This window comes from Paraglaciecola sp. QJM3NY_14 (assembly GCF_056173245.1).
On record NZ_CM149664.1, the window covers coordinates 3,491,741 to 3,514,635 of the forward strand.

22 protein-coding genes and 2 tRNA genes are annotated in these 22,895 nt (G+C 44.0%); 4 read left to right on the forward strand and 20 right to left on the reverse strand.

Annotated features, from left to right (window positions below):
• Positions 1–63: 63 nt before the first annotated feature.
• Together AC0VYA_RS14860 and AC0VYA_RS14865 are read right to left on the reverse strand one after the other, a co-directional pair.
• Positions 64–903 (reverse strand): alpha/beta fold hydrolase, encoded by an 840-nt coding sequence (locus AC0VYA_RS14860; protein WP_475488802.1) that lies wholly within the window; start codon positions 901–903, stop codon positions 64–66.
• Between the two features lie 27 nt (positions 904–930).
• Entirely contained in the window at positions 931–2,256 is a 1,326-nt protein-coding gene (locus AC0VYA_RS14865; RefSeq protein ID WP_475488803.1) for a spinster family MFS transporter, read from the reverse strand.
• Between the two features lie 256 nt (positions 2,257–2,512).
• Between AC0VYA_RS14865 and AC0VYA_RS14870 the strand changes: the two genes are divergently transcribed.
• On the forward strand, positions 2,513–3,325 hold the full coding sequence (locus AC0VYA_RS14870) for an acyl-CoA thioesterase (protein WP_475488804.1): 813 nt from the start codon (positions 2,513–2,515) through the stop codon (positions 3,323–3,325).
• Positions 3,326–3,431: 106 nt separating this feature from the next.
• Here the strand turns inward: AC0VYA_RS14870 and AC0VYA_RS14875 are convergent, their stop codons facing one another.
• The 15 genes from AC0VYA_RS14875 to aspS all read right to left on the reverse strand — a co-directional run bounded on the left by AC0VYA_RS14875 (position 3,432) and on the right by aspS (position 15,496).
• Positions 3,432–4,277 (reverse strand): HDOD domain-containing protein, encoded by an 846-nt coding sequence (locus tag AC0VYA_RS14875; protein WP_473481327.1) that lies wholly within the window; start codon positions 4,275–4,277, stop codon positions 3,432–3,434.
• Positions 4,278–4,678: 401 nt separating this feature from the next.
• Positions 4,679–4,754: transfer RNA gene (locus AC0VYA_RS14880), tRNA-Lys, on the reverse strand.
• Positions 4,755–4,789: 35 nt separating this feature from the next.
• Positions 4,790–4,865 (reverse strand) — tRNA-Lys (locus AC0VYA_RS14885).
• 240 nt (positions 4,866–5,105) lie between these two features.
• A complete protein-coding gene (ybgF, locus tag AC0VYA_RS14890; protein WP_011575700.1) occupies positions 5,106–5,861 on the reverse strand; it encodes a tol-pal system protein YbgF in 756 nt (251 codons plus the stop codon).
• Positions 5,862–5,872: 11 nt separating this feature from the next.
• Entirely contained in the window at positions 5,873–6,433 is a 561-nt protein-coding gene (gene pal / locus AC0VYA_RS14895; protein ID WP_011575701.1) for a peptidoglycan-associated lipoprotein Pal, read from the reverse strand.
• A gap of 46 nt (positions 6,434–6,479) precedes the next feature.
• Entirely contained in the window at positions 6,480–7,835 is a 1,356-nt protein-coding gene (tolB, locus tag AC0VYA_RS14900) for a Tol-Pal system beta propeller repeat protein TolB (protein WP_475488805.1), read from the reverse strand.
• The gene (gene tolA, locus AC0VYA_RS14905; protein WP_475488806.1) at positions 7,835–8,731 is read right to left on the reverse strand and encodes a cell envelope integrity protein TolA; all 897 of its coding nucleotides are present in this window, start codon (positions 8,729–8,731) and stop codon (positions 7,835–7,837) included. Before tolA ends, tolB begins: the two co-directional genes overlap by 1 nt.
• Positions 8,732–8,744: 13 nt before the next feature.
• Complete coding sequence (gene tolR, locus AC0VYA_RS14910) at positions 8,745–9,167, reverse strand: protein TolR (RefSeq protein WP_011575704.1); 423 nt, start codon at positions 9,165–9,167, stop codon at positions 8,745–8,747.
• Positions 9,168–9,179: 12 nt separating this feature from the next.
• Positions 9,180–9,890, reverse strand: a complete 711-nt coding sequence (tolQ, locus tag AC0VYA_RS14915) for a protein TolQ (protein ID WP_011575705.1) — start codon at positions 9,888–9,890, stop codon at positions 9,180–9,182.
• The gene (ybgC, locus tag AC0VYA_RS14920; protein WP_011575706.1) at positions 9,880–10,302 is read right to left on the reverse strand and encodes a tol-pal system-associated acyl-CoA thioesterase; all 423 of its coding nucleotides are present in this window, start codon (positions 10,300–10,302) and stop codon (positions 9,880–9,882) included. Before ybgC ends, tolQ begins: the two co-directional genes overlap by 11 nt.
• 603 nt (positions 10,303–10,905) lie before the next feature.
• A complete protein-coding gene (gene ruvB, locus AC0VYA_RS14925) occupies positions 10,906–11,913 on the reverse strand; it encodes a Holliday junction branch migration DNA helicase RuvB (protein WP_011575707.1) in 1,008 nt (335 codons plus the stop codon).
• 130 nt (positions 11,914–12,043) lie between these two features.
• Positions 12,044–12,667 (reverse strand): Holliday junction branch migration protein RuvA, encoded by a 624-nt coding sequence (gene ruvA, locus AC0VYA_RS14930; protein WP_041713928.1) that lies wholly within the window; start codon positions 12,665–12,667, stop codon positions 12,044–12,046.
• Between the two features lie 22 nt (positions 12,668–12,689).
• Complete coding sequence (gene ruvC, locus AC0VYA_RS14935) at positions 12,690–13,211, reverse strand: crossover junction endodeoxyribonuclease RuvC (protein WP_006993621.1); 522 nt, start codon at positions 13,209–13,211, stop codon at positions 12,690–12,692.
• A 36-nt stretch (positions 13,212–13,247) separates the two neighbouring features.
• On the reverse strand, positions 13,248–13,712 hold the full coding sequence (nudB, locus tag AC0VYA_RS14940) for a dihydroneopterin triphosphate diphosphatase (RefSeq protein ID WP_081429944.1): 465 nt from the start codon (positions 13,710–13,712) through the stop codon (positions 13,248–13,250).
• 5 nt (positions 13,713–13,717) lie between these two features.
• On the reverse strand, positions 13,718–15,496 hold the full coding sequence (aspS, locus tag AC0VYA_RS14945) for an aspartate--tRNA ligase (RefSeq protein ID WP_473475059.1): 1,779 nt from the start codon (positions 15,494–15,496) through the stop codon (positions 13,718–13,720).
• Between the two features lie 394 nt (positions 15,497–15,890).
• On the opposite strand from aspS, the gene AC0VYA_RS14950 reads away from it, so the two are divergent.
• Together AC0VYA_RS14950 and AC0VYA_RS14955 are read left to right on the forward strand one after the other, a co-directional pair.
• Positions 15,891–17,813, forward strand: coding sequence for a methyl-accepting chemotaxis protein (locus tag AC0VYA_RS14950; RefSeq protein WP_475488807.1), 1,923 nt, complete (start codon positions 15,891–15,893; stop codon positions 17,811–17,813).
• 190 nt (positions 17,814–18,003) lie between these two features.
• Positions 18,004–18,906 (forward strand): DUF72 domain-containing protein, encoded by a 903-nt coding sequence (locus tag AC0VYA_RS14955; RefSeq protein ID WP_475491076.1) that lies wholly within the window; start codon positions 18,004–18,006, stop codon positions 18,904–18,906.
• A gap of 112 nt (positions 18,907–19,018) precedes the next feature.
• Here the strand turns inward: AC0VYA_RS14955 and AC0VYA_RS14960 are convergent, their stop codons facing one another.
• Positions 19,019–20,212, reverse strand: a complete 1,194-nt coding sequence (locus AC0VYA_RS14960) for an ABC transporter permease (RefSeq protein WP_475488808.1) — start codon at positions 20,210–20,212, stop codon at positions 19,019–19,021.
• Positions 20,213–20,226: 14 nt separating this feature from the next.
• Entirely contained in the window at positions 20,227–21,009 is a 783-nt protein-coding gene (locus tag AC0VYA_RS14965; protein WP_475488809.1) for an ATP-binding cassette domain-containing protein, read from the reverse strand.
• A 244-nt stretch (positions 21,010–21,253) separates the two neighbouring features.
• Between AC0VYA_RS14965 and AC0VYA_RS14970 the strand changes: the two genes are divergently transcribed.
• Positions 21,254–21,961, forward strand: a complete 708-nt coding sequence (locus AC0VYA_RS14970) for a YIP1 family protein (RefSeq protein ID WP_475488810.1) — start codon at positions 21,254–21,256, stop codon at positions 21,959–21,961.
• 38 nt (positions 21,962–21,999) lie between these two features.
• On the opposite strand, the gene AC0VYA_RS14975 is transcribed toward AC0VYA_RS14970, so the two are convergent.
• Complete coding sequence (locus AC0VYA_RS14975; protein WP_475488811.1) at positions 22,000–22,854, reverse strand: DUF3025 domain-containing protein; 855 nt, start codon at positions 22,852–22,854, stop codon at positions 22,000–22,002.
• Between the last annotated feature and the right edge of the window lie 41 nt (positions 22,855–22,895).

Genomic DNA, 22,895 nt, shown 5'->3' on the forward strand with positions numbered 1-22,895 from the left:
AATATATAGAAAAAGTTGCCAACAAAAAAACCAGATTCAGTCTGGTTTTTTTGTGCCCTAACGTTACTTATCTGTGGCGACCGCCGTATTACTATCAGACGTTTCTGCGCGCCAGGCGTCAATTGTTCGGTTTATCAACTCAGCCGTTTCTACCGGTGACTCCAAAGGAAACATATGCCCGCCGCTAAACACCTCATGAGTGAGATGATTAGCCTTAATAAATGGCCTAATACGACGCTCAGTACACACATGGGTTTGAGAGCCCGTGACCAGTAGCGCTGGGCAGGTAAGCTTCCCATAGTACTTATATATATTGTGAGGAAGGTTTCTAAAAATAGAAGCCTCGACCTCAGGTTCAAAATGCAAGTGTCGGTGTTGCTCTTGAACGTGCGTTACACTGCTAACATAATCCGCAATGCAGTCACTATCCATATTTTTAAACAGCGCTCTAGCTTGAAAGTAAGCCACTAAATCTTCATCTTTTCCCCACTGTTTACAGCGCGTTACTGTTTTACCCGCGGGGGTTATCTTGTCAATTAACGGTGTGGCTTTGGCCCCCCTAAAGAAGACGCGAGTTAAGCCCGTGATCATGGGCGGATCAAGCATAATCAACCCCTTGAATAAATCAGGACGGGTACATGCAGCCATATAAGACACCACCCCACCAAATGAATGCCCTATGCCGTAAACTGGCTGATTTTCGGTAGATTCAATATGGGTGATTAACTCTTGGGTTTGATTACCCCAGTTTTTAGAGATTGGAAACCGGTTTGTATGGCCAAATTTTTCTATAGCAGACACGCAATAGTCGCTATTGAGCGCGCTAAATAACTTACGGTAACTCCCTGCTGGGAAGCCATTTGCATGGGCAAAATGCAGATGCACATTGTTATTTTGTTCCAACCTTATCCCCTTAAATTCATAGTAGCTCTATCCGTTACGTTTCTCTGCAGCAGCCCAATCAGCAGGGATTTTGCGAGCGGTCCATATGAAAGCGACAATAGCCAAAACATAGGGTACTGAAACAGCCGACAAGGATAATCGCAAAGCTTCCACTTCACCATGCTCAGCAGTTAACGATTTACTCAAAATTCCGATGAAAGTAGGACCACCGCCCAGTGCAATAATGTTTAAGACAAAGAAGAATAAGGCTGTCGACATAGCACGCACCTTAACCGGTGCCAGTGTTTGCGCCAAGGCAAACGATGGCCCCAAATAAAAACCACTGGTAAATAGCAGCACCGTCAGCAACATCAGAGACGTGTTTAAATCAGTAACCTGCACAGAATAAATATATGCAGGCACACCAACTAAAAGCCCAAGAGCAGGCACCCAACCGTACGCCCCTCTGTTAGTTTTACCCCATTTATCTGTGATTGCTCCACCGAACCAAACGCCAAACGCATAAGCAGTGCCGTTGATAATACCCACTTTGATTAGCAGGCTAGTCAAGTCCAAGTTCGGATAGGCGCGTAAATAGAAGTCCATCATCCAAGTAGAAATCGCATAACTTCCAAATGAGGCTAAAGAAATCGCAATACACATGCCCCACCACGACGGTATTGTTAACAGTACTTTGATGGACTGCCAGGAAGGTGTTTTAGCCGCCGCGGAATGTAAGTTCCCTCCCCTAGGCGGCTCCTTTATCGTTAACTTAAGCAAAATAGCGAGTAGTACCCCAGGGATACCCACACTGAGCATGACAAGCCGCCAGTTAGCATCCCCACCTTTTAAAATAAAAGCGGAAGCAAAAAACGCCAGCATGATCCCAAATGGGATCCCTAACGAATAAATCGCTAACGCACCTGCACGTTTTTCTTTGGGGTAAAGGTCAGACAAGATAGAGTGAGAAGGTGGACTGCCACCCGCTTCACCGATCCCCACACCAATTCTCGCAATGGCAAGTTGCGTATAGGTCGTAGCCATACCAGACAGTGCGGTAAAACCACTCCAAAGCGTGAGGGAAATCGCAACGATGTTAACGCGACTATAGCGGTCTGCTAACCAAGCAATAGGAATTCCCACCACCGTGTAAAGCACCGCGAAATAGAGCCCTTTTAACCAGCCTAATTGCGCGTCATTTAAACCCAAGTCAGCTTTAATAAAAGGCGATAAAATACCGATGATTTGTCGGTCGATAAAATTAAAGGCATAAACCAAGGTCAGTATTGTTAATACGTAGGTACGATAAGGTTTGCTCACCTGATTAAAATCTTCCTGCTGAACAACAGGGCTTTCGCTGGTATTCACTGTCATTACTGCTCCCTCAATTTAGATATTCTGCCCACAATAAATACCCTCATAGTAATCTTGTCGGTGTCTACATAACAAGCCATTTTGTATCAATAATGTAAAATAAATGTAAACATAACAAACACTTATATACCCATATAACACGAGCAAATTGTTCTATTGAATAGCTAGGATGTTAGAATTTTTACGTGGTAGAATTGCCCACAGACATCCGACCAGTTCTGCTATGCGTGCAGACCCAACATAAGTGACTGGATTTATGCATATTGATGACCTTATCGACGCGACAAATCACTATATCAATAGTGATGAACAAGATAGAGCCCAACTCACTATCCCTAAAGAATGGGCCCAAGGACGCACCGCATATGGTGGTTTAACTGGCGCCTTGGTATATAGCGCTATCCGTCAAAAAGTCAGTAACGATCGAGTACTTAGATCGTTTGCATGCAATTTTGTCGGCCCAGTTATGACTGAGACATCCTTTGACATCGAAGTTGAAATATTGCGAGAAGGTAGGAATGTTACGCAAGTGATAGGTAAGGCAATTCAAGATGGCAAGGTATGCGTGATGGTGCAAGCTGCCTTTGGTGTTTCACGAGACTCAAAAATTGATGTACGCAATACTGATACACATGCAATGCGAGCCCCTACCAAAGCAGATTTTCTGCCTCAAATTCCTAAGATTACGCCTAAGTTTTTACGCCATATAGACTTGGCTAGACAAGGTGGAGGCCTGCCCTTTACAGGAAGTAAAGAAAGCAAAATTGATGGTTGGATGCGATTTACTAAACCACCAAAAGAACTAACTGATGTCCATCTAATCGCTCTTATCGATGGATGGCCACCCACCACTTTGCAAATGCTTAAATGGCCAGCCCCCGCAAGTACTATGAGTTGGAACATTGAATTTATTTACCCTCATTACACCTTTTCCCCTAAAGACTGGTTTGCCTATCAAGTGCGCACACGTCAAGCCGCAGATGGCTACGCACAAACTGAAGCGAATATATGGGATACCCGAGGGCAGTTAATCGCAATCAGTAGACAAACCATTGCAGTGTTTGATTAGTGAGAATAAGCCATATTTAACACCACCAAAAAGAGCGCTGATAAGCGCTCTTTTTTTATCCTACTCGTAACTAATTAGTTCTCTACGGGATAAGATTCAGCCCAATTTAGTAAATGCTAAAGGTTGACGGGCTAAAAATAGCCAAGGTACTGATCAGCTGCATATTGGTAAAATCGAGCGCCGCGTCCAAATCTTCGTCATCTAAGTCGAGGATTTCATATTGCGCAGGTTCGATATTATCGAGTCGATTATAGATCTCACTGTATACGTTATTGAGCGCCAAACTAGACGCAAGCTGCAGTATTTTCTCTTCATGACTTTGTGCTTTGTGCAAAGAAGCATGCTGGTGGGCAATAGGCCCATAAATTTCACTGGGGATCCCCCAAAGCTTGAGCAATTCAGCGCTTATTTGCGCGTAGCTCAAACCAAGATACTTATTCTGCAAGGTGACAGGGCAATGCTCCGCCGAAAATGAACTGCACTGCGTTGCTACGTCGGGTGTAAGCTGCAACACGGCTAATTCGCCAATATTGTGTAGTAAACCGCACACAAACATCTTATCGGGATTTTTAGCGGACGTCTCTTGAGCAATGTATTTTGCTAACAAGCCACAGCTCACCCCTAGCTCCCAAAAAACACTGAAGTCCACCTCACTGTCATTCATATCTTTAAAAGCGTGTGAGATGCCGTACGCGAGCACTAAATCATAAACTGAGTCTGTTCCTATGACTTGAATCGCTTTATTAACGGTGGTTATCACTGTGGGAAATTTGTATAAGGCGCTGTTAGCTATTTTCAAAATTTGCGCTGCAATCGCCGGATCGTAATTTATGACCTCTGCCACTTCGTTGATAGAAGCACTGCCATCATCAATAAGCTGTTTTATTTTTGTGACTGAGTCAGGCAATACAAACAAATCACCTGCTTTTTCGGCATACTCAAGAGCATTCATACGCACGTTTATCCTTAATTTGATTATGTAAGAGTGTAAGTCAACCCATCTCTAATGTTCAAGATTAATACATCTAACGCTATGTAAATAGAAAAATGAAGAATAGTTACAAGGTAAATTAAATTCCATCGGTAAAACCTTGCTCAATTAATACTAAAGTATAATCATACAGAGACACAGTACCGACTAATCAACCTTAAAGAAAGCGAATAACTGATGACGAAATTTTGATCAGAACCGAACGCTTTGCAAAGAAGTAAAATTACAGATTGATTTAAGCACCACAAGAATAGCGATTACAGAACACAAGCACGTCGAAGATGTATCGCTGCAAAAATAAAATAGGGTGTTTTAGCAAAATGGGAAATCAAACGAAGAGATAAAATAAACTGGAGATTAGATGGTGGGTCGTGCTGGATTCGAACCAGCGACCAATTGATTAAAAGTCAACTGCTCTACCAACTGAGCTAACGACCCATCTAATTGTAACGCTTTGAATTGTTTGATTTAACTGGTGGGTCGTGCTGGATTCGAACCAGCGACCAATTGATTAAAAGTCAACTGCTCTACCAACTGAGCTAACGACCCATCAAATTAAATCTAACTGCAAATCAACTAAGGGAAAATATACCTTTCTTGCTTTGCTTCTCGTCTCTCGGTGACGAGGGCGCATATAATACTGAATTCGAAACTTCATGCAACCTTAAATTAAGCTTTATTTTCATAATTCGTATCGTTTGCTGAAAAAGCATACAAAACGCATGTTGCACGGTTATTTTTTACGCTAAAACGAAGCATTAACACTAATAAAATAAGGAATGCCGTTATCTATTTAACGGCATTTAATTTAATTTCAGCCAGTTTCCTTGCTGAAGAAGTCGGGTATTCCGTTAACACTTTTTTCCATAATTGTTCTGCTCGGGCAATATTTGAACGCTCTTGCTCACAAATACCTAATTTCAACATGGCATCTGCGCGCTTCGAAGAATCCGGAAATTGATTCATCAATGTTTCAAACTGATTTGCCGCTGCCGCCCAATCTTGTTTATTAAATAACAATTGCCCTAACCAGTAATGCGCATTTGAGGCATAACTAGAATTAGGGAAGTTTTGCAAGAAGGATTGGAACTCAGGAATAGCATCATCATACAGCTTGTCTTTTAAGATAAGGTTGACAGCTTTATCATACGCTTGATCTTCATTCAGGCTAGTTTGGGAGCTAGGTTGGCTAACTTGATTAGTCTGATTAAACTCGTCAGTGGCTCCACTGCCATTTTGTGTCATCACAGCAGCAATGCGTTTATCAATCTCTAAATACAGCTCTCGTTGACGCTCTAATATCCGCTCTAGTTGATAATTATGCTTCTCAATACTGCCACGTAACTCATTCACTTCATTCTGAAGCAAATCCAGCTGCTCCTGAACGCGATGTTGCTGCGCTGTACGTGTATTAAAAAGGCGCTCTAAGGTGGTTAGACGTGACTCTGTACTGCCACTGCTTACATCCGCTACAGGCGCAGGAGCCGCATTTACTGCGGCTCCAAATATCGCTGTCAGAGTAAGCGCAAGAATGCGTTTATTCATAAATCCAACTTTTATTGATATACAAGAACACCACGACGGTTTTCAGCAAATGCAGCTGCAGTGCCTGATGTATCAACTGGCTTTTCTTCGCCATATGAAACAACAGAAACTTGAGATGCGCTCACACCAGCATTCATCAAGTATGTCTCAACTGATTTAGCACGGCGTTCACCTAACGCAATGTTGTATTCAGGCGTACCGCGGTTATCACAATGGCCTTCAATAACTACTGCTTGGCCTGGGTTTTTCACCAAGAATGCAGCGTGTTGATCAAGCAAAGAGTAATACTTAGAACTGACGCTTGAACGGTCGAAATCAAAATAAACAACCTGATCTTCCATCAATGCACTTTTTTCTTTCTGCATGACTTCTTCAGGAGACAACATAGGCTTCATATTGCCTGCTTGCACTTTTGCTTCTTCTGCCGCCTTGCGGTCAGCTTCAGCTTGGGCAGCAGCAACACGGTTACTCTCTGCGGCTAACTCTTCTTCGCTAGGACCTGATGAACAAGCAACCATTGTCACAATAGGTAGTGCAAGTGTGATGCCTTTGAATATTTTGCTAAGTTGCATTTTCTAATTCCTTATTATTATCAAATTTATAAATAGGTTGAACTTGTTACAACAAAAATGGAGACCAACTTGGCGACTTAACCTGCCCATCAGAAGCGGGTAAACGCGCCTTAAAGCGACCATCCAAGGAAACCAAGGATAAAACTTGCTTGCCTTGGTGTAACGTACTGTAAATAATCATACTTCCATTTGGTGCAATACTCGGGGATTCATCCAAATAGGTTTTGGTTAATACCTGAATATTTCCGTTTTCTAAATCCTGAGCGGCAATATGGTAGTTCCCTCTGGTACGGTTGACCATAACCATGCGACCGCCGTCTGGGGTGATGGTTCCCCCAAGGTTCATTTCGCCATCAAACGTTACCCTTCTGACGTTGTTACTGGCTAAATCTACGCGATATATTTGCGGTTTACCACCCCGTTCGGAACTAAATATCAAGCTCTTACCATCGGGTGTCCAGCTCGGTTCCGTGTCTATCGCTCGGTTGCGAGTTATCCGCTCTAGGCGTTTAGAAGCCACGTCCATCACGTAAATCTCTGGGTTACCGTCTTTCGATAACACCATGGCTAATTGCCTACCGTTGGGTGAGAAAACCGGCGCACTGTTTATGCCAGGAAAATCGGTCATTTGCGTTCGGCTCATGGTGTATAAGTCTTGAATGTATATCTGTGAGCGCTTATTTTCAAATGTGACATAAGCCAGCTTGGTCCCGTCAGGCGACCAAGAAGGAGACATCAAAGGCTCTTTAGAGCGCAGTAACATCGTCTCGTTCACACCGTCATAGTCTGCAACGACGAGCTGATAAGGAAACTCATTGGTTTTACGGTCCCGCACAACAACGTAAGCAATACGCGTCATAAAGGCGCCCTTCTCACCCGTTAATTTTTCATACACCACATCACTGATGCGATGAGCGTATTGTCTAAATCCTTGGCCTGTAATAACAGTCTGGCGGCTATCTAAAATGTGGTCGTTACTGTTGGTTAATTTACCACCGCTTAATGCCCGCGCATTGCCACCGGTGATTTGACCTCTAATAGCGTCGACTAATGTGAAGTTAACACGATAACGATCAGGGCCTTCAGGGGTGACCGAACCCACCAAAATAGCTTCGACGCCGGTTGCTGCCCAAGCACTATAATCCAATTCATTGTCGTTATGAGGTTGCCCTGGCATGTCAGTGCTATCGATAGGGCTAAACTTACCGCTTCGCAATAGGTCGCCGCTAACCACTTCGGATAAGCTTTCTGGCATTTGGCCTGGGCCATTCCACTTGAATGGCACAATGGCAATTGGTCGCGCAGAATCGATTCCTTCGGTGATCACAATTTCCAAACTCGCCTGGCTAGATGCAGTGAGCATTACACTTAAAAATGTTAAAACACGGGTCAATCTTGTCATTATAAATTGGGCTCTACAGTTAAATTAATATCACGGAGCTTCTCATACACATCAGCTTCCTTTGATACCGGAAGGGTACCGGCCTTGAAAACAGCAGATTTAGCAGCTCTGCATAAGATAGGATCTCCACCTAGTTCTTTTACCTGAATAACTAAACCAGACGATGCTAAACGGATATTCAACTGGCAGGATTTTCCGCGCATTGAGTTATCTACAATTAGCTGTCGCTGAATAGCTTGATGGATCAGGGCTTGGTACTTTTGTACTTCGGTTAGTACTTGCTTGCTTCGTCGCTGCTGGCGCACAGCCTGCTCAGCTTCAAGTTGATCTTGCAAGGCACGCTCTTGACGCGCTTTCTCCGCTGCTTCTGCTTTCTTGCGCTGCGCCTCTTTCAAGGCTTTTTCTTCCTTCTCGCGCGCTTCCTTGGCCTTTCTAGCTCGCTCTTCCGCCTTCTTACGCTCTAACTCTTTGCGTTTACGCTCCGCCTCCGCTGCTTTCGCTTTGGCCTTTTCTCGCTCTTGCTTTTTACGCGCAGCAATTGCAGCTTGCTCAGCCTGTTTACGTTCTTCACGTTGGCGCTTGGTGCGTTGCTCTATTTCAACCGCTTCTTGCTCTTGTTGTTTACGCTTGCGTTCGGCCTCGTTCGCACGACGTTCCAGTTCAGCGATTCGGTCTTCTTCAACCTTTTGCTTGCGCTTCTTCTGATCTTCAATCCGCTTAATTTGGTCATCAACCGCGTTGGCATCTACCGCCACGGCCTCTATAACCGGTTGAGATGACGCCATTTCAGGCGTTTCTTGAGGCAACTTAACATCCATGCCTGCAAAGAGAAGCACTCCGAAAACGAGATGCAAACTCAGTGATTTAATCAAAGGTAGCGACAATTTTAACTTCATATCTGCTAAATGCTTATTTCTCAGGAGGGTCAGTCATAAGACCGACAGAAGGCGCACCAGCACGCTGCAAAAGCACCATCAACTGCACTATATTGCTGTACGGCACTGCGCCATCCCCTTTCACCACGACTGGGGTTTCAGGTTCAATTCGCAAATGCGCCGCAACTAATGTGGCCACATCTACAGCTGTCATGGCCTGCTCTTGGTCTTCAGCGATGTTCAGGAAGTAATTTCCATCTGCATCAACGGAAGCAATTAGCGGTGGCTTGCTATCATCTTCTAACGGTTGCGCTTCTGCTTTTGGTAAATCTACCTTAACACCTTGAGTCACAAGCGGTGCGGTTACCATAAAGATAATCAGCAACACCAACATCACATCGATGTAGGGCACAACATTGATTTCAGACACCGGACGACGGCGTTTTCTTACATACATAATCGTTGCCTATTAGCCCTGAGCTGGACCGTTGGTGACGGTATCCGCCTTTGTTACCAGCGACTGACGATGCAATATGCTGGAAAACTCTTCCATAAAGTTACCGTAGTTGTTTTCGAGCTTTTCTACTTGATGGCTGAAACGGTTATAAGCGATAACTGAAGGGATAGCGGCAAACAGCCCCATAGCGGTTGCGATCAACGCCTCAGCGATACCAGGCGCCACCATGGCTAGCGTGGCTTGTTGGACTTCACCCAAAGCGATAAACGCATTCATGATCCCCCACACAGTACCAAATAAACCGATATACGGGCTAATTGAGCCCACAGTCGCCAAGAAAGGTAAACGGCTCTCTAATTCGTCAATTTCTCTAGACAAGGAAACACGCATCGCACGGTAAGTACCGTCCATTATCGCCTCAGATGGGGTAGATGACGACTTACGCAAGCGGACAAATTCTTTAAAGCCAGCACAGAATAAACTGGCCATACCTTGCACTGATTCTCGAGCAGCTAATTCTTGATAAAGGCGATTTAAATCGACCCCTGACCAAAATTTATCCTCAAATTTTTTCATATCATTTTTTGCTCGGCTCAACGCCTGCGAACGCTGAAAAATAAACGTCCAAGATGCCACAGACGCGGCTAATAACAACAACATCACAAGCTGAACTAATAAGCTAGCTTGCCAAAATAATCCAAATATTGATAACTCAGCCGACACGCGAGAATTCCTCTAGTATAAATCCGGGGATGGCGATAGGTTTCATTTGCTGAAGGTCCACGCACGCCACCCTAATTAAAGCACTGACCAAGCGTTGACCACTTGGACTTATTATTGTTTGTTTGAACACCAAACTTGCGCGTTTCAATTCTACTATTTCGCTTTGAATTCTCAATAGTTCATTAAATCGTGCAGGCGCTTGATTGTCCATTTCGACACGTTTGACGACAAAACCGATAGATCGTTCCAATAACCCATCTTGTTCAATCCCCATCGAGCGCAACCACTCTGTTCTGGCGCGCTCTAGAAACTTCAAATAATTCGCGTAATAAACAATTCCGCCTGCATCCGTATCTTCATAATACACCCTTATTTGGTGTTCAAATACTGCTAAGTTTTTCTGCAACGTCACTTTTCCCCCACACTATTACATACCGTCTCCAACCAGCGCATAACTATGCGATGCAAAAGACTAATCATGATGCGCCACTAAAAATTAAAGCATTAAAATTCAAAAAGATAGATCCATTTAACTAAACCCAGCGTTGCAATACAACATAATAAGCGCGACAAATATGCATAGATATTCAATATTTTCGCAAAAATACGTTTATCAAAGATATTTGTAACAAAAAAAATAATAGGTTGGATAACACTCAGTAAAACATAAACCATTGTTTTTAATAAAAAAAATAAAAAATGACAGGTATTAACAAGTTTTATACAAAATAAGTAAAGACATTACGCATTAGAAAAACTAATCATAAAATGGTAATTTTTCTCAATTGTGGTTCTTCGCGGCGAGGCTATAATGACGTTGTCTTCTCGATTAGCGAATGTTTCCAACCATGCGTTAATCAGATGCTATGTCGACTCCCTGTTGACTGACATGTTCCCTGGAATTTTATTCCATTCAACTTTATTTGTTGCTTTGCCCGCATAATTTATGCGGGCTTTTTTTTGCCTATTTTTTACGACCTAAAAAGTAATACCACTCCTTTGGCGGTATACAAAATCAATTAGGCTCGTAATCATAACCAAAATGCAAATATGCCCGCTGAGACACAATTCGCCCTCTTGGGGTACGCTGCAAGAACCCTTGTTGAATTAAAAAGGGCTCTATCACATCTTCTATCGTGTCTCGTTCTTCACCAATCGCCGCCGCTAAGTTATCGAGACCCACAGGCCCACCCATAAATTTATCTATGATGGTGGTCAGCAATTTTCGGTCCATGTAGTCAAAGCCTTCTTTATCTACATCCAGCATATCCAGCGCAGCTGAAGCAACGTCACTGCTAATTTCACCGTTTGCTTTTATTTCGGCATAATCTCGTACCCTGCGCAGCAAGCGGTTACTGATACGCGGTGTACCGCGGGAGCGCTTGGCAATTTCCATCGCGCCTTCCTCGTCTAAATTTAATTCCAGGAAATGGGCAGAACGCTTTACGATTTGGGTTAAATCTTTAATATTGTAAAACTCAAGGCGCTGCACAATACCGAATCTGTCGCGCAATGGTGACGTCAATGAGCCTGCTCGTGTTGTTGCACCAATTAAGGTAAACGGCGGTAACTCAAGTTTAATTGAGCGGGCAGCTGGCCCCTCTCCTATCATGATATCCAGCTGATAATCTTCCATCGCAGGGTACAGAATTTCTTCCACCACTGGGCTCAAACGATGAATTTCATCAATAAACAACACATCGTTTTCTTCTAAATTGGTTAGCAGCGCCGCTAAGTCCCCCGCTTTTTCAAGCACCGGCCCTGAGGTCGTTTTGATACTCACGCCCATTTCGTTCGCCACGATATTCGCCAAGGTCGTTTTGCCTAAGCCTGGGGGGCCAAAAATCAATAAATGATCCAACGCATCACTGCGTTTACGCGCGGCCTGAATAAAGATATCCATTTGCTCACACACATGGTCTTGCCCTGTATAATCCGCCAGCATTTTAGGGCGAATAGCACGATCGATGACTTCATCTTCGCGTAGGGCGGTAGGTTGAATGAGACGATCGGCTTCTATCATGAGAATTATTTAACTTTTGGTAGTGGTTTTATATACAGTGCGTAGTCTATGAGAGTCGAGACGGATACTCAAGCAAACTGCATAGACTATTTAATAACGGGCTTTTAGGCCTGTATTTTCCTAGGTAAAATCAGATCATTGCCCGCAATGCTTCGCGAATTAATTCTTCACTGGTGATGTCTTTTACATACACAGAATTTATCACTTTACTCGCTTGAGGCGCCTTATACCCAAGTGCTATCAGTGCGCTTAGGGCTTCTTCTTTCGCATCACTTGAAGTAACAAAGGTATTTTCAATACTATTATTGCCTTGCAGAGCAAAATCATCACTTGCAGATTGCTCTAAGCTTAGTTTTTTAAAGCGATCGCGCATTTCTATCACTAAACGCTCTGCGGTTTTCTTACCAACGCCAGGTAACTTCACCAACGCGGTAATGTCTTCGTGTGCAACACACTGCATAAAATGCTGCCCCGACATGCCCGACAAAATCGTTAATGCCAATTTAGGCCCTACGCCGCTGGCTTTAATTAACTCTCTAAATACGGCGCGCTCATTTTTATCAGCAAAACCAAACAACAATTGTGCATCTTCGCGCACTACAAAGTGGGTATAAACGCTGGCCTCGGCACCTACCTCAGGTAATTGATAAAAACTGGTCATGGGAATTTGTATTTCATAGCCGACCCCAGCTACATCGATGAGTACCTCTGGTGGCTGTTTTTCTACTACTGTGCCGCGTATTCTGCCTATCATGTTCATTCTCTAGTGTTGTTATTTATCGTAATCTGCCGCGTACGGTCTTTTTCACCTGACCTGACATCTTGATGAGGTTTTCGTTGGTGTGGCTATGGCAAAGCGCAACCGCTAATGCATCTGCAGCATCAGCTTGAGGCGTGCCCGGTAGCTTCAAAATAAACGTGACCATATGTTGTACTTGGCTTTTTTGTGCGTTCCCGTTGCCCACCACAGATTGTTTAATTTGCCGAGCGGAATACTCCGCTACATCAAGTCCTTGGTTGGACGCTGCAACAATAGCCGCGCCTCGGGCTTGACCCAGTTTTAACGCTGAATCAGGGTTTTTAGCCATAAAGACTTGCTCAATAGCGAACATATCGGGTTTATATTGCAGTATTAACTGGCTGACACCGTCAAATATTTGCTGTAATCGCGGCGCCAGTGCGTCCCCCTGCATTCGAATACAACCACTGCCTAAATATTGTTGTTGTCGCCCTGCCCTTTGTATTACGCCGTAGCCAGTAATGCGTGAGCCAGGATCGATGCCGAGAATAATTGCCACGAGTTTCAATGTACCTATTAATTATATATTGCCGATTTACGTTGGCATGTTCGCATCAGGTACGCAATCTTTGATTGCAGCCCGATTTGTATCAGACCAGACTTTAGCCATGGCAGCGTTTTTTTCTAACCATTGATAGGCTAAATGCTCGGTGAGGATAATAGCTACATCATCCTTTACTTGTATTGAAAATACATGCTCGGTATTAAAGGGCGTGTTTGGCGGGTAGCGATGTTGCCAGATGTCACGAATGGCGTAACGATTGATCTGCTGATGATCGTGTAAGTGATAACCCGCTTGTTGAATATCAATGCCGGTTTCTTCTTTGACTTCTCTTAGGGCGGTATTGATAGCCAACTCGCCGATTTCCAATGTACCGGTCACCGACTGCCAAAAGTTAGGATCATCTTGGCGCTGCATCACTAATACTCGGCATTGGCAGTCATATATGACCACCAATGCCGATTCAGGACGCCGATAAGCATTTTTGCTAGTTTGCAGAAAAATTACTCCGCGCTTGGGGCTTTTTCCTGAACGATGTCAGTCTTGATTGACAACTCTTTCAATTGCTCGTCACTGGCAATACCAGGGGCATCCGTTAATGGACACGCAGCGGTCGTTGTTTTCGGGAACGCCATCACGTCACGAATAGACGTTGCACCTGTCATCAGCATTACTAAGCGGTCTAAACCAAATGCTAAACCGGCATGAGGTGGCGCACCAAATTTAAGAGCATCCAGTAAGAAGCCAAATTTCACTTCCGCTTCTTCTTCGCTGATCCCCAAGATATTAAACACTTTAGCTTGCATGTCTTGGTTATGAATACGCACCGAACCACCGCCTAATTCACAGCCGTTCAATACCATGTCATAAGCATTTGATAACGCATTGGCGGGGTCTGCAGCAAGTTGCTCTGCCGTCATGTCACGAGGAGCGGTAAATGGATGATGCAGCGCATAAAACTGGCCATCGAATTCTTCAAACATAGGGAAGTCAATCACCCAAAGCGGTTTCCACTCACCTTCAAGCAAGTCTAAATCTTCACCCACTTTCAAGCGCAGTGCCCCCAATGCTTCGGTTACAACCGTTGCGCTGTCAGCCCCAAACAATAGAATATCACCGCTTTGTGCTTCAACTCTTGATAGCACTTGCTTGGCCACATCTTCACCTAAGAATTTCAAGATAGGCGATTGCAAACCTTCAAGGCCCGCATCGATATCGTTTACTTTCATCCACGCTAGGCCTTTGGCACCATAAATCCCGACAAATTTAGTGTATTCATCGATTTGCTTACGGGTCATGCTCGCACCGCCTGGGACGCGGATAACCGCTACGCGGCCTTTAGCATCATTTGCCGGACCAGAGAACACTTTAAACTCTACATCTTTTAAGATATCCGCCACGTCCACCAACTCTAATGGGTTACGTAAATCAGGCTTGTCACTGCCAAATCGGCGCATGGCATCGGCATAAGTCATTTGCGGGAATTCGCCTAAATCAACGTTCAGCATTTTCATGAACAAGTTGCGGATCATCCCTTCAGTGATTTCCATTACTTGCTCGGCACCCAGAAAGGTGGTCTCGATATCGATTTGAGTAAATTCAGGCTGACGATCGGCACGTAAATCTTCGTCACGGAAACATTTAACGATTTGGTAGTAGCGGTCCATACCGGACATCATCAACAATTGCTTAAACAATTGAGGTGACTGGGGTAACGCAAAGAACTTCCCTTTATGGGTACGACTTGGCACTAGATAATCCCGCGCGCCTTCAGGGGTCGCTTTGGTCAGCATAGGCGTTTCGATATCAAGGAAGCCGTCGCCTTCAAGATAACTGCGTACGGCGCTGGTGACTTTTGCACGAAACTTAAGACGGTCACTCATCACTGGACGACGAAGATCAAGGTAGCGATATTTTAAACGCTGCTCTTCTGAATTCTCTTGATTGCTGTCCAGTGGCAAGACAGCTGATTTGTTCAAAATCGTTAAGCCTTTGCCTAAGATTTCGATTTCGCCGGTGCCCATGTCTTTATTCACTTGCCCTTGCGGACGAGCACGAACCAGACCTTCAATTTGAACACAAAATTCGCTACGCAAGCTGTTTGCGGTATCAAACAATTCGGCCAAGTCTGGATCGTAAACCACTTGAACGATACCTTCGCGGTCGCGCAAGTCGATAAAAATAACCCCACCCAAATCGCGGCGACGGTTTACCCAACCGCAAAGAGTGACTGTTTGTCCGATGTGTGATGCATTGATGTTGCCGCAATAATCTGTGCGCATGATGAAATAAGCCTCTAAACCAAGCTACTAAAATATAAGAAAAATAAGGCCGCGTAGTATATACCCAAAGCGGGCAATCCCCAAGTGAACCTAGTCGGCAATTGTTTACGTTCGCTAAAATGGCTTATTTTTAAACACGCAACACTTTATCTTAGTTTAGAGGTGCGTTGAGCCACGTAAGAATTGCTTGCTCAAGCTCTGAACAGCTTACCTTTTACTTCTAGGTTATGTAGGCTTTCGAAGATGGCGTTATTGTATCAAACTATAAATTTAAGACTGTTGGCCGATAACAATGTAGCGTCTCTTTGCTCTTAGCATTGAACGACCAAAATAATGATTCATTTTTCTACCTAGTGTCACAAATATAAACTCACAGTTGCCAACGGAATATTACATGTCGATACAGAGAAAATTTATTTCTTCCATCTTAGCCTTAATCGTCCTCTTCGGTGCTATCAGCATTACGGTCACAATCGTCACCGTAACGGATGACATACATTCAAGGGTTGAGAGAGATACCACCCAGACAAGCGGCAAGATCAAGAGCTTGTTAACCGTTATTGACTCCATTATGACTGATAGGGTTAGTAATAGCATGGCGCTATTGAAACAGCAGGCAAGCGCTCTTGGGCCCCCTGAATTAGGCTCGCTGGTGAGGGTAAAAGATCTTGAAATTCCAGATCTTGTGTTAGGACAATCCACTCAAGCAAACCAACATGCTCTAGTTGATAGCGTGACGAGTATTATGTCTGGTACAGCGACTATTTTTGTAAAAAGTGGAACTGATTATGTACGAATATCGACCAATGTGATGAAAGACAAACAGCGCGCGATTGGCACGAAGCTTTCTCCTACTGGTAATGCGATAAAAAACATAAATCAGGGTAAAGCATACTATGGTCAAGTCGACATTTTAGGGAAGCCCTATATTACAGGCTACGAACCCATATTCGCTGCCAACGGTGAGGTAATTGGAATTTGGTACGTAGGGTACTCTGCAGATTTAAAAGAGCTAGAATCTGCATTGGCTGAACAAACTATTCTGAATAAAGGGTTCGTTGCGCTTAGAGACATTACGGGAAATATTCGTCTTCATTCCCAACACTTATCCAAAAGTGCCATTGACGCTATTATCAATGAAAGGGATGAGAAGTGGACGCTCACCACAGTTCCTTTTAATGCATGGGGTTACGACATTTTACTGGGGTATTCTAATGAGGAGATAACCGACACAATATTTACTGAAATTACTAAAATTTTATTCACAACGCTGTTTATTGCAGCAGTTATTATTTTAGTGCTTATTGTATTAGTGAAAAAAATAGTAGGTGAACCACTGCACAAATATACCAAAGCTATAGAAGATATAGCCCAAGGCGAAGGGGATCTCACTATAAGATTCAATTCATCTAAATCAGACGAACTTGGACGCATGTCAAATGCTCTAGACAGTCTTTTAGACCGCATTCAGCTGACTATAAGCGATGTTACTCAGGCATCAGCCGAACTATTAGATTCTGCGAGAGAACTTACAACAATATCTACCCAGGCTAGCGATCTCGTGGTCCATCAAAGCGCTCAAACCGAACAAGTTTCTCTAGCCCTACATGATATGAACAATACAGCCCTGTCTTTGGGCGAAAGTGCCAGGAATGCAGAGGATGCCGCAAAAGCGGCGGACGGAGAGGCGCAAGTGAGTTCCACTGAGTTAGCACACATTATCGACTCTATTTCTCGTCAAGCAGATGAGGTAGAAAACTCCGCCGAAGTTGTTAATGAGCTTACAAATGCCAGTGCTGAAATCACGGGGGTTTTAGAGGTCATCCAAAATATCGCTGAGCAAACTAACTTACTTGCTTTGAATGCAGCAATTGAAGCTGCAAGGGCAGGAGAACATGGAAGAGGCTTTGCTGTAGTAGCCGACGAAGTCCGCACACTAGCCAGCAGAACACAGAGATCAACAGAAGAAATTAGAGCCATGATCGAGCGTTTACATCACGGCGCCAAGCAAACTACCGAAATGATAGCCCAAAATAAAGAAAACTCTCTGGTTAACGTCGAAAGCACAAGAAAAGCTGGGGTAGCAGTGGACGATGTGTTGCGTTCGGTGGCAAAAATTTCAGATTACAACATTCAAATAGCAACCGCAGTGGACCAACAGAAGCAAGCTTCAGCAGATATCAGTGAACGTGTAGCGAGCATTCACACATCTGGAAACGAAAATGCCGAGCACGTTAAAAACACTAAACTGGCGAGTGAAAATCTCAAAGCTATAGTCGAGAAAATGCTAGTAAAGTTAAAATACTATAAAGTCTAATAGTACAGTTTATTCATTCTGAACGTGTAAACAGCTTCTAGTGTATTATTTAAAACGAAGCATGATACAACTACGCAGTGTAGATAGCGGGTTGATACAAAGGGCCTATATATATCAAAGCTGGAGATAACCAAACCATTAACGGACACAGAGCAAGGAATTGTGTGACATATTACAGCTTATCGCTACTATGCTAAGAGTTAATATAGGCTGTCCTATTTGGACCCATGATGCTTGGTTTAGCAGTATTTATCCGCCCAAAAGCAGTAAAAAGACTGCCCTGCAATCCTATAGCAGGCTGTTTAATAGCGTAGAATGCAATAGCAGTTTTTATCATTTACCCAATCAAGACACCCTTAAAAAATGGCGCGACAGCGTGCCTGATGATTTTCGCTTTGTTCTAAAGTTACCCCGCAGTATTAGTCATTCGGGTCAACTCGATACATGCACAGACGAACTAAAGCACGCGATCGATAACTTAGCTGTGCTCGGCGAAACCCTTGGCGGCGTTATGTTACAGCTACCAAAGCAATTTACCCCAGCACATATCAACCAACTTGGCGTGCTCCTTGACACCATACCAACAGATTTACCTATGAGTGTGGAAGTCCGCCACTTGGCGTTTTTTCAAAAGGGCGGACAAGAAAAAGCGTTGAATCAGTTGTTACTTTCACATAAAACAGACCGAGTGATAATGGATACCCGCGCCTTATTTGCTTGTGATCCAAGTCAATTCACCGGCGAAGAGCGCGAATTAGTCATCGATGTTCAACGTAAAAAGCCGCGGGTCCCGACCAATGTTATCGCTACCGGTGATTCACCTGTCGTACGCTTTGTCGGCCATCAGCAGATTGACAAATGCACGTCGTTTTATCACCCCTGGATCAAGAAAATAAAATATTGGCTGGATGAGGGTAAAAGCCCTTCTATTTTCTTTCATATGCCTGATAACAAAGATGCACCTTGGTTAGCGGCGGCCTTTATTCATGATTATAACCTTACCTACCCTGATGCTCCGCTGCCTGCATTAGTATTACCAGCCTCGCAAAATAGCCATCAGCAGATATCTATATTTGACTCGCTAACCCCTTAGCTAACACTAAAGCCGGTTGCTCACAGCACCAAAACTAAAAAACGCCCAAAGTGAATCACTGCCGGGCGCTTAGCTAATCAAGCAAATTTGCCTGTTTAGCGGGTTGAGTCGTTTATCTAAACAACACTTTTTCTTGTTTGAACCAGTACACACAAAATCCCAGCAGTAATGCAGCAATCAATGCCGTTGAAGCAAAAATGCCAATTAACTGAAAATAGTCCATGGTACCTTTTACCAGCTCTTTCATGGCCAGCGCTACATTTGTCAAAGGCACCCAAGCCCAACCGCCTTTAAGTTCAACTCCCGGCATAAGTGCCACCATGACCGGCATGATAACGAAAATCACTAACGGCCCCATATAACTCTGGGCCTCTTTAAAGCTACGAGCGTAAATTGAAATACTCAGCAATACTGCCGCAAAGATAGCCACCAGCGGGATCAGCATCAAAAACATCAAAACAAAATCAACAATGCCAATTTGGCTCATAAAGTCAGCTACAAACTGCATAGCAAACCCGCGGCTGAGCACTCCCCCCCATACTGCCATGCTAACAACGGTAATCAATGCGGTGGTGGCGCCAGCACTGGCAATTGTTAAAAATTTACCTAAAACAATTTTCGTACGATCGATAGGTGAAATAAGCAGCGTTTCTAATGTGCCCCGCTCTTTTTCACCGGCACCAATGTCGGTCGCAGGAAACATCGCCCCTTGAAAACACAATACAAACAGTAAATAGGGCAGCATACCACCTATTTTCTCGCCCCAACTTTCCCGTTGACCCGCTGTGCTTATTTGCTCAAGAACGATGGGGTTTAACAAAGCATCTTGCTGCACTAGGGTGACACCAAGTTCAGAAAACGCTGATGTTTGATACGCATCGGCATACTTTTGCACCATTGAATTCACACGGTTGCGCACCATGTTTAATCCCGCGTCATTTAAATAAAGTGTTATGTTTAGCTGACCGCTTCGAAGGATATCTGCACTGTAGTTTTCTGGCAGTACCATTACAAAATCAACGGTGTCACTGTTAATTAACGCCGTGTAATCGGCGTTAATGGCAATATCTACGCGCTCAAATTTATCTGAGGCTGCCAAGTCATTTGTTAGCTCTGGCGCATACTGGTCGTTCACCACCGCGTATTTCAGGACTTTGCTTTCCGCTTTTTCGAATGCCTGAGCGGTGAAATACGCCATTCCGCCAAAAATTAACGGGAAAATGAGGATCGGTAACGCAATCATAAAAAACAACGTTTTACGGTCGCGCAGCAATTCTTTTATTTCTTTAAAAAAGACTAACCACATAGTATTTTCCCTCCTTATTGACGCTCAGTATCGATACTGGTTAAAAAAGCTTGATGTAATGAACCATTAGCGAGCTGGGTAAACGCCTTCAACTCCCCGTCAAATTTGCTCAACCCTTGGTCGATAACCGCTACGCGGTCGCATAATTCGCTCACTTCATCTAAATGGTGGGTAGAGAATATCACCGGCGTGCCCTGCTCTTTTAGGCCGCGAATGAAGCGCAATACGGTTTGTGTCGCCATAATATCTAGGCCGGTTGTCGGCTCATCCAAGATCACAACGTCGGGGTCATGCACCACCGCTCGGGCGATCGCGACTTTTTGTTTCATACCGGTAGAGAAGTTCTCACTGCGCCGGTCTATAAATGTATGCATATCAAGGAGCTCGGCAAGTGCCTCAATTTTGTGTTTGATTTGCACTGGCGTCATGCCATGTAATTTAGCGAAGTATTCAATGTTTTCACGACCAGAAAGTCGCCCGTATAAGCCTGTCGAGCCTGATAGAAAACCTATTTTTTTTCGCGCCATTACCGGATCCTGCAACACATCCGTACCATTAATGGTAATGCTGCCACTGTCGGGTTTGAGTGCCGTGGACAACATGCGTAAGGTCGTGGTTTTGCCAGCACCATTTGGGCCCAGCAAACCTAATACTTCCCCTTGCTGGCAGGTGAAAGACACATCAATGACAGAATGAAAAAAGCGCCCTTTAAGTCTGGGATCTTTACGTTCTTGCTCACTGAGTTTTTTAGGATTTTCAACTGAAAACTTTTTGGCTAAGCCAACTATCTCGATCATTCTTTTACCCTATTTAACTCGCGACTGCTTTTTCGCTCACGGCCATTATTTTCGCTCACGACTATTATTTTTGTTCACGGCTGTTTTTTTGCTCCAGCCCGCTGCTTGCCTTAGGTTGCAAATAGTTTGTTACTTTAGCCCAAATAGCTACAACCTAGTAGCTGAAAAATGCGACAATCATGTTTAAAATCATAAGATTAGTTATTTCAACAACCACAAAATAGGTTATACAAGGACACGTTTCATGGTCTCTCATCTCAATCCCTTCAGTGCCTGTATCGGTGTACTGCGCCATCCTAAGGCAACGTTTGCACAGTTAAAAGAGCAACATAACTGGTCGTGGTTGCCGTTTTTGTTGGTTACACTTGCCGCTGTTTTACCGGTTTATTACTATTTTCAGGTGGTTGATTTTCAGTGGTATAAAGAGGTCATTATTGCCAGTCAATTTGCCAACATCAGCCCCGGAGAACAACAAGCGATAAGCGCTTCACTCGACGCAACTAAAAGCATTGTTGGCACCGTGATTACCCCTGTGATTATGTTGTTAGTGTTGGTGTCTATTATCGCGTTTTACCTTAATGTGGTGACCAAATCAGATCCCCTGAACATCAATAGCTTTAGTGACTGGTTTGGTTTTACTTGGTGGATATTATTGCCATCGTGCGTGGGCGCACTGTTTAGCGGTGTCATCCTTTTTTGGCTAGATCATGGGCAAATTAGCTTTGATGCTGTGTCTCCCAGCGCCTTATCGTTCCTATTTGCTATTCCCGTGTCCTCCTCATGGTTTGGATTAGCCAGTAGCATCAAACTGGAAATATTTTGGAGCATGTACTTACTCGCCATAGGCATTAGCCAGTGGGTCACGCTAAGTCGGCGAAGAGCATTAGTGATTGCGTTTGCCCCTTGTCTGACTCTCTGGCTAGCTTGGGCGTTAATTATCGCCTTTGACTAAATGCATTTGGTTGTCAGGTTTGATAAAGGACGAGGTGCTTAAGCACGTTTAGGGCGAAAATAATCGGTATTTTGATAGAATTGTACGTCTGTATTAAGTTTACTCCACTGGGCAATCCCTAAAAGCGGTAAAGGTAATAAGGGTTTTGCTTGCTTAAAGAGTTCAGTGGTATTTATCAGCCCACACAAACACCGGTCAACTTCAGCGTTTTGCTCAAGCATGCTTCGCTGAGCAAACCCTGGCTCAACACGGACCGCCAGCCATTTTCCTGTTAATCCAATGAACGGGTTAAGCAACATTTCATAGTTGGCATGACCAAACATGCGGGCATGAATGCCTTCTCCCCACTGCGCTCTATTGCGGTACAACGCCTCAGTCCAGTGATGCTCACTCAGTAACTCAGTCACTTTTTTGCCCGCTGGTGATTCAACCGCCAAAATTACTCCACATTCATCAAAATGAGTAATATGATTGCGCTGGCGACTACGTGGGCTCAGGCCGTTCTGTTTAATGTCTTCAACATGCAGTTGGTTTAGACGCGTTTTGGTGAGGGGATATTGCAACCATACCAAACCGTTGAACAAGTCATGCCAACCATTAGCTCTGGTAGGAATATGCCCTTGGTTGAATATAATTTGCTCATAGTAATTATCAGTCGGGAGCAAAGTGTCTTGGTCAATAAAATCTGGGACGTTTCGAACATCTGCTAAAAATTGTTGTTTCAAGGTATTTAACCCTTCGGCATTCGGCCAATCGGAAAAATCACTGAGAAAAAACTGTGCGTTCAAACGGGCTAACGGGGCGCAAGATAATTGCTGTGTAAAGGGTTCATTCCAGGGTAACGACATAAAAAGAAAAACAAAATTCGTTGCGAGTAAGTTGATGAGTGGCATTATATCAACTCCTTTGTGTCTCGTATCCACAGAATACACAT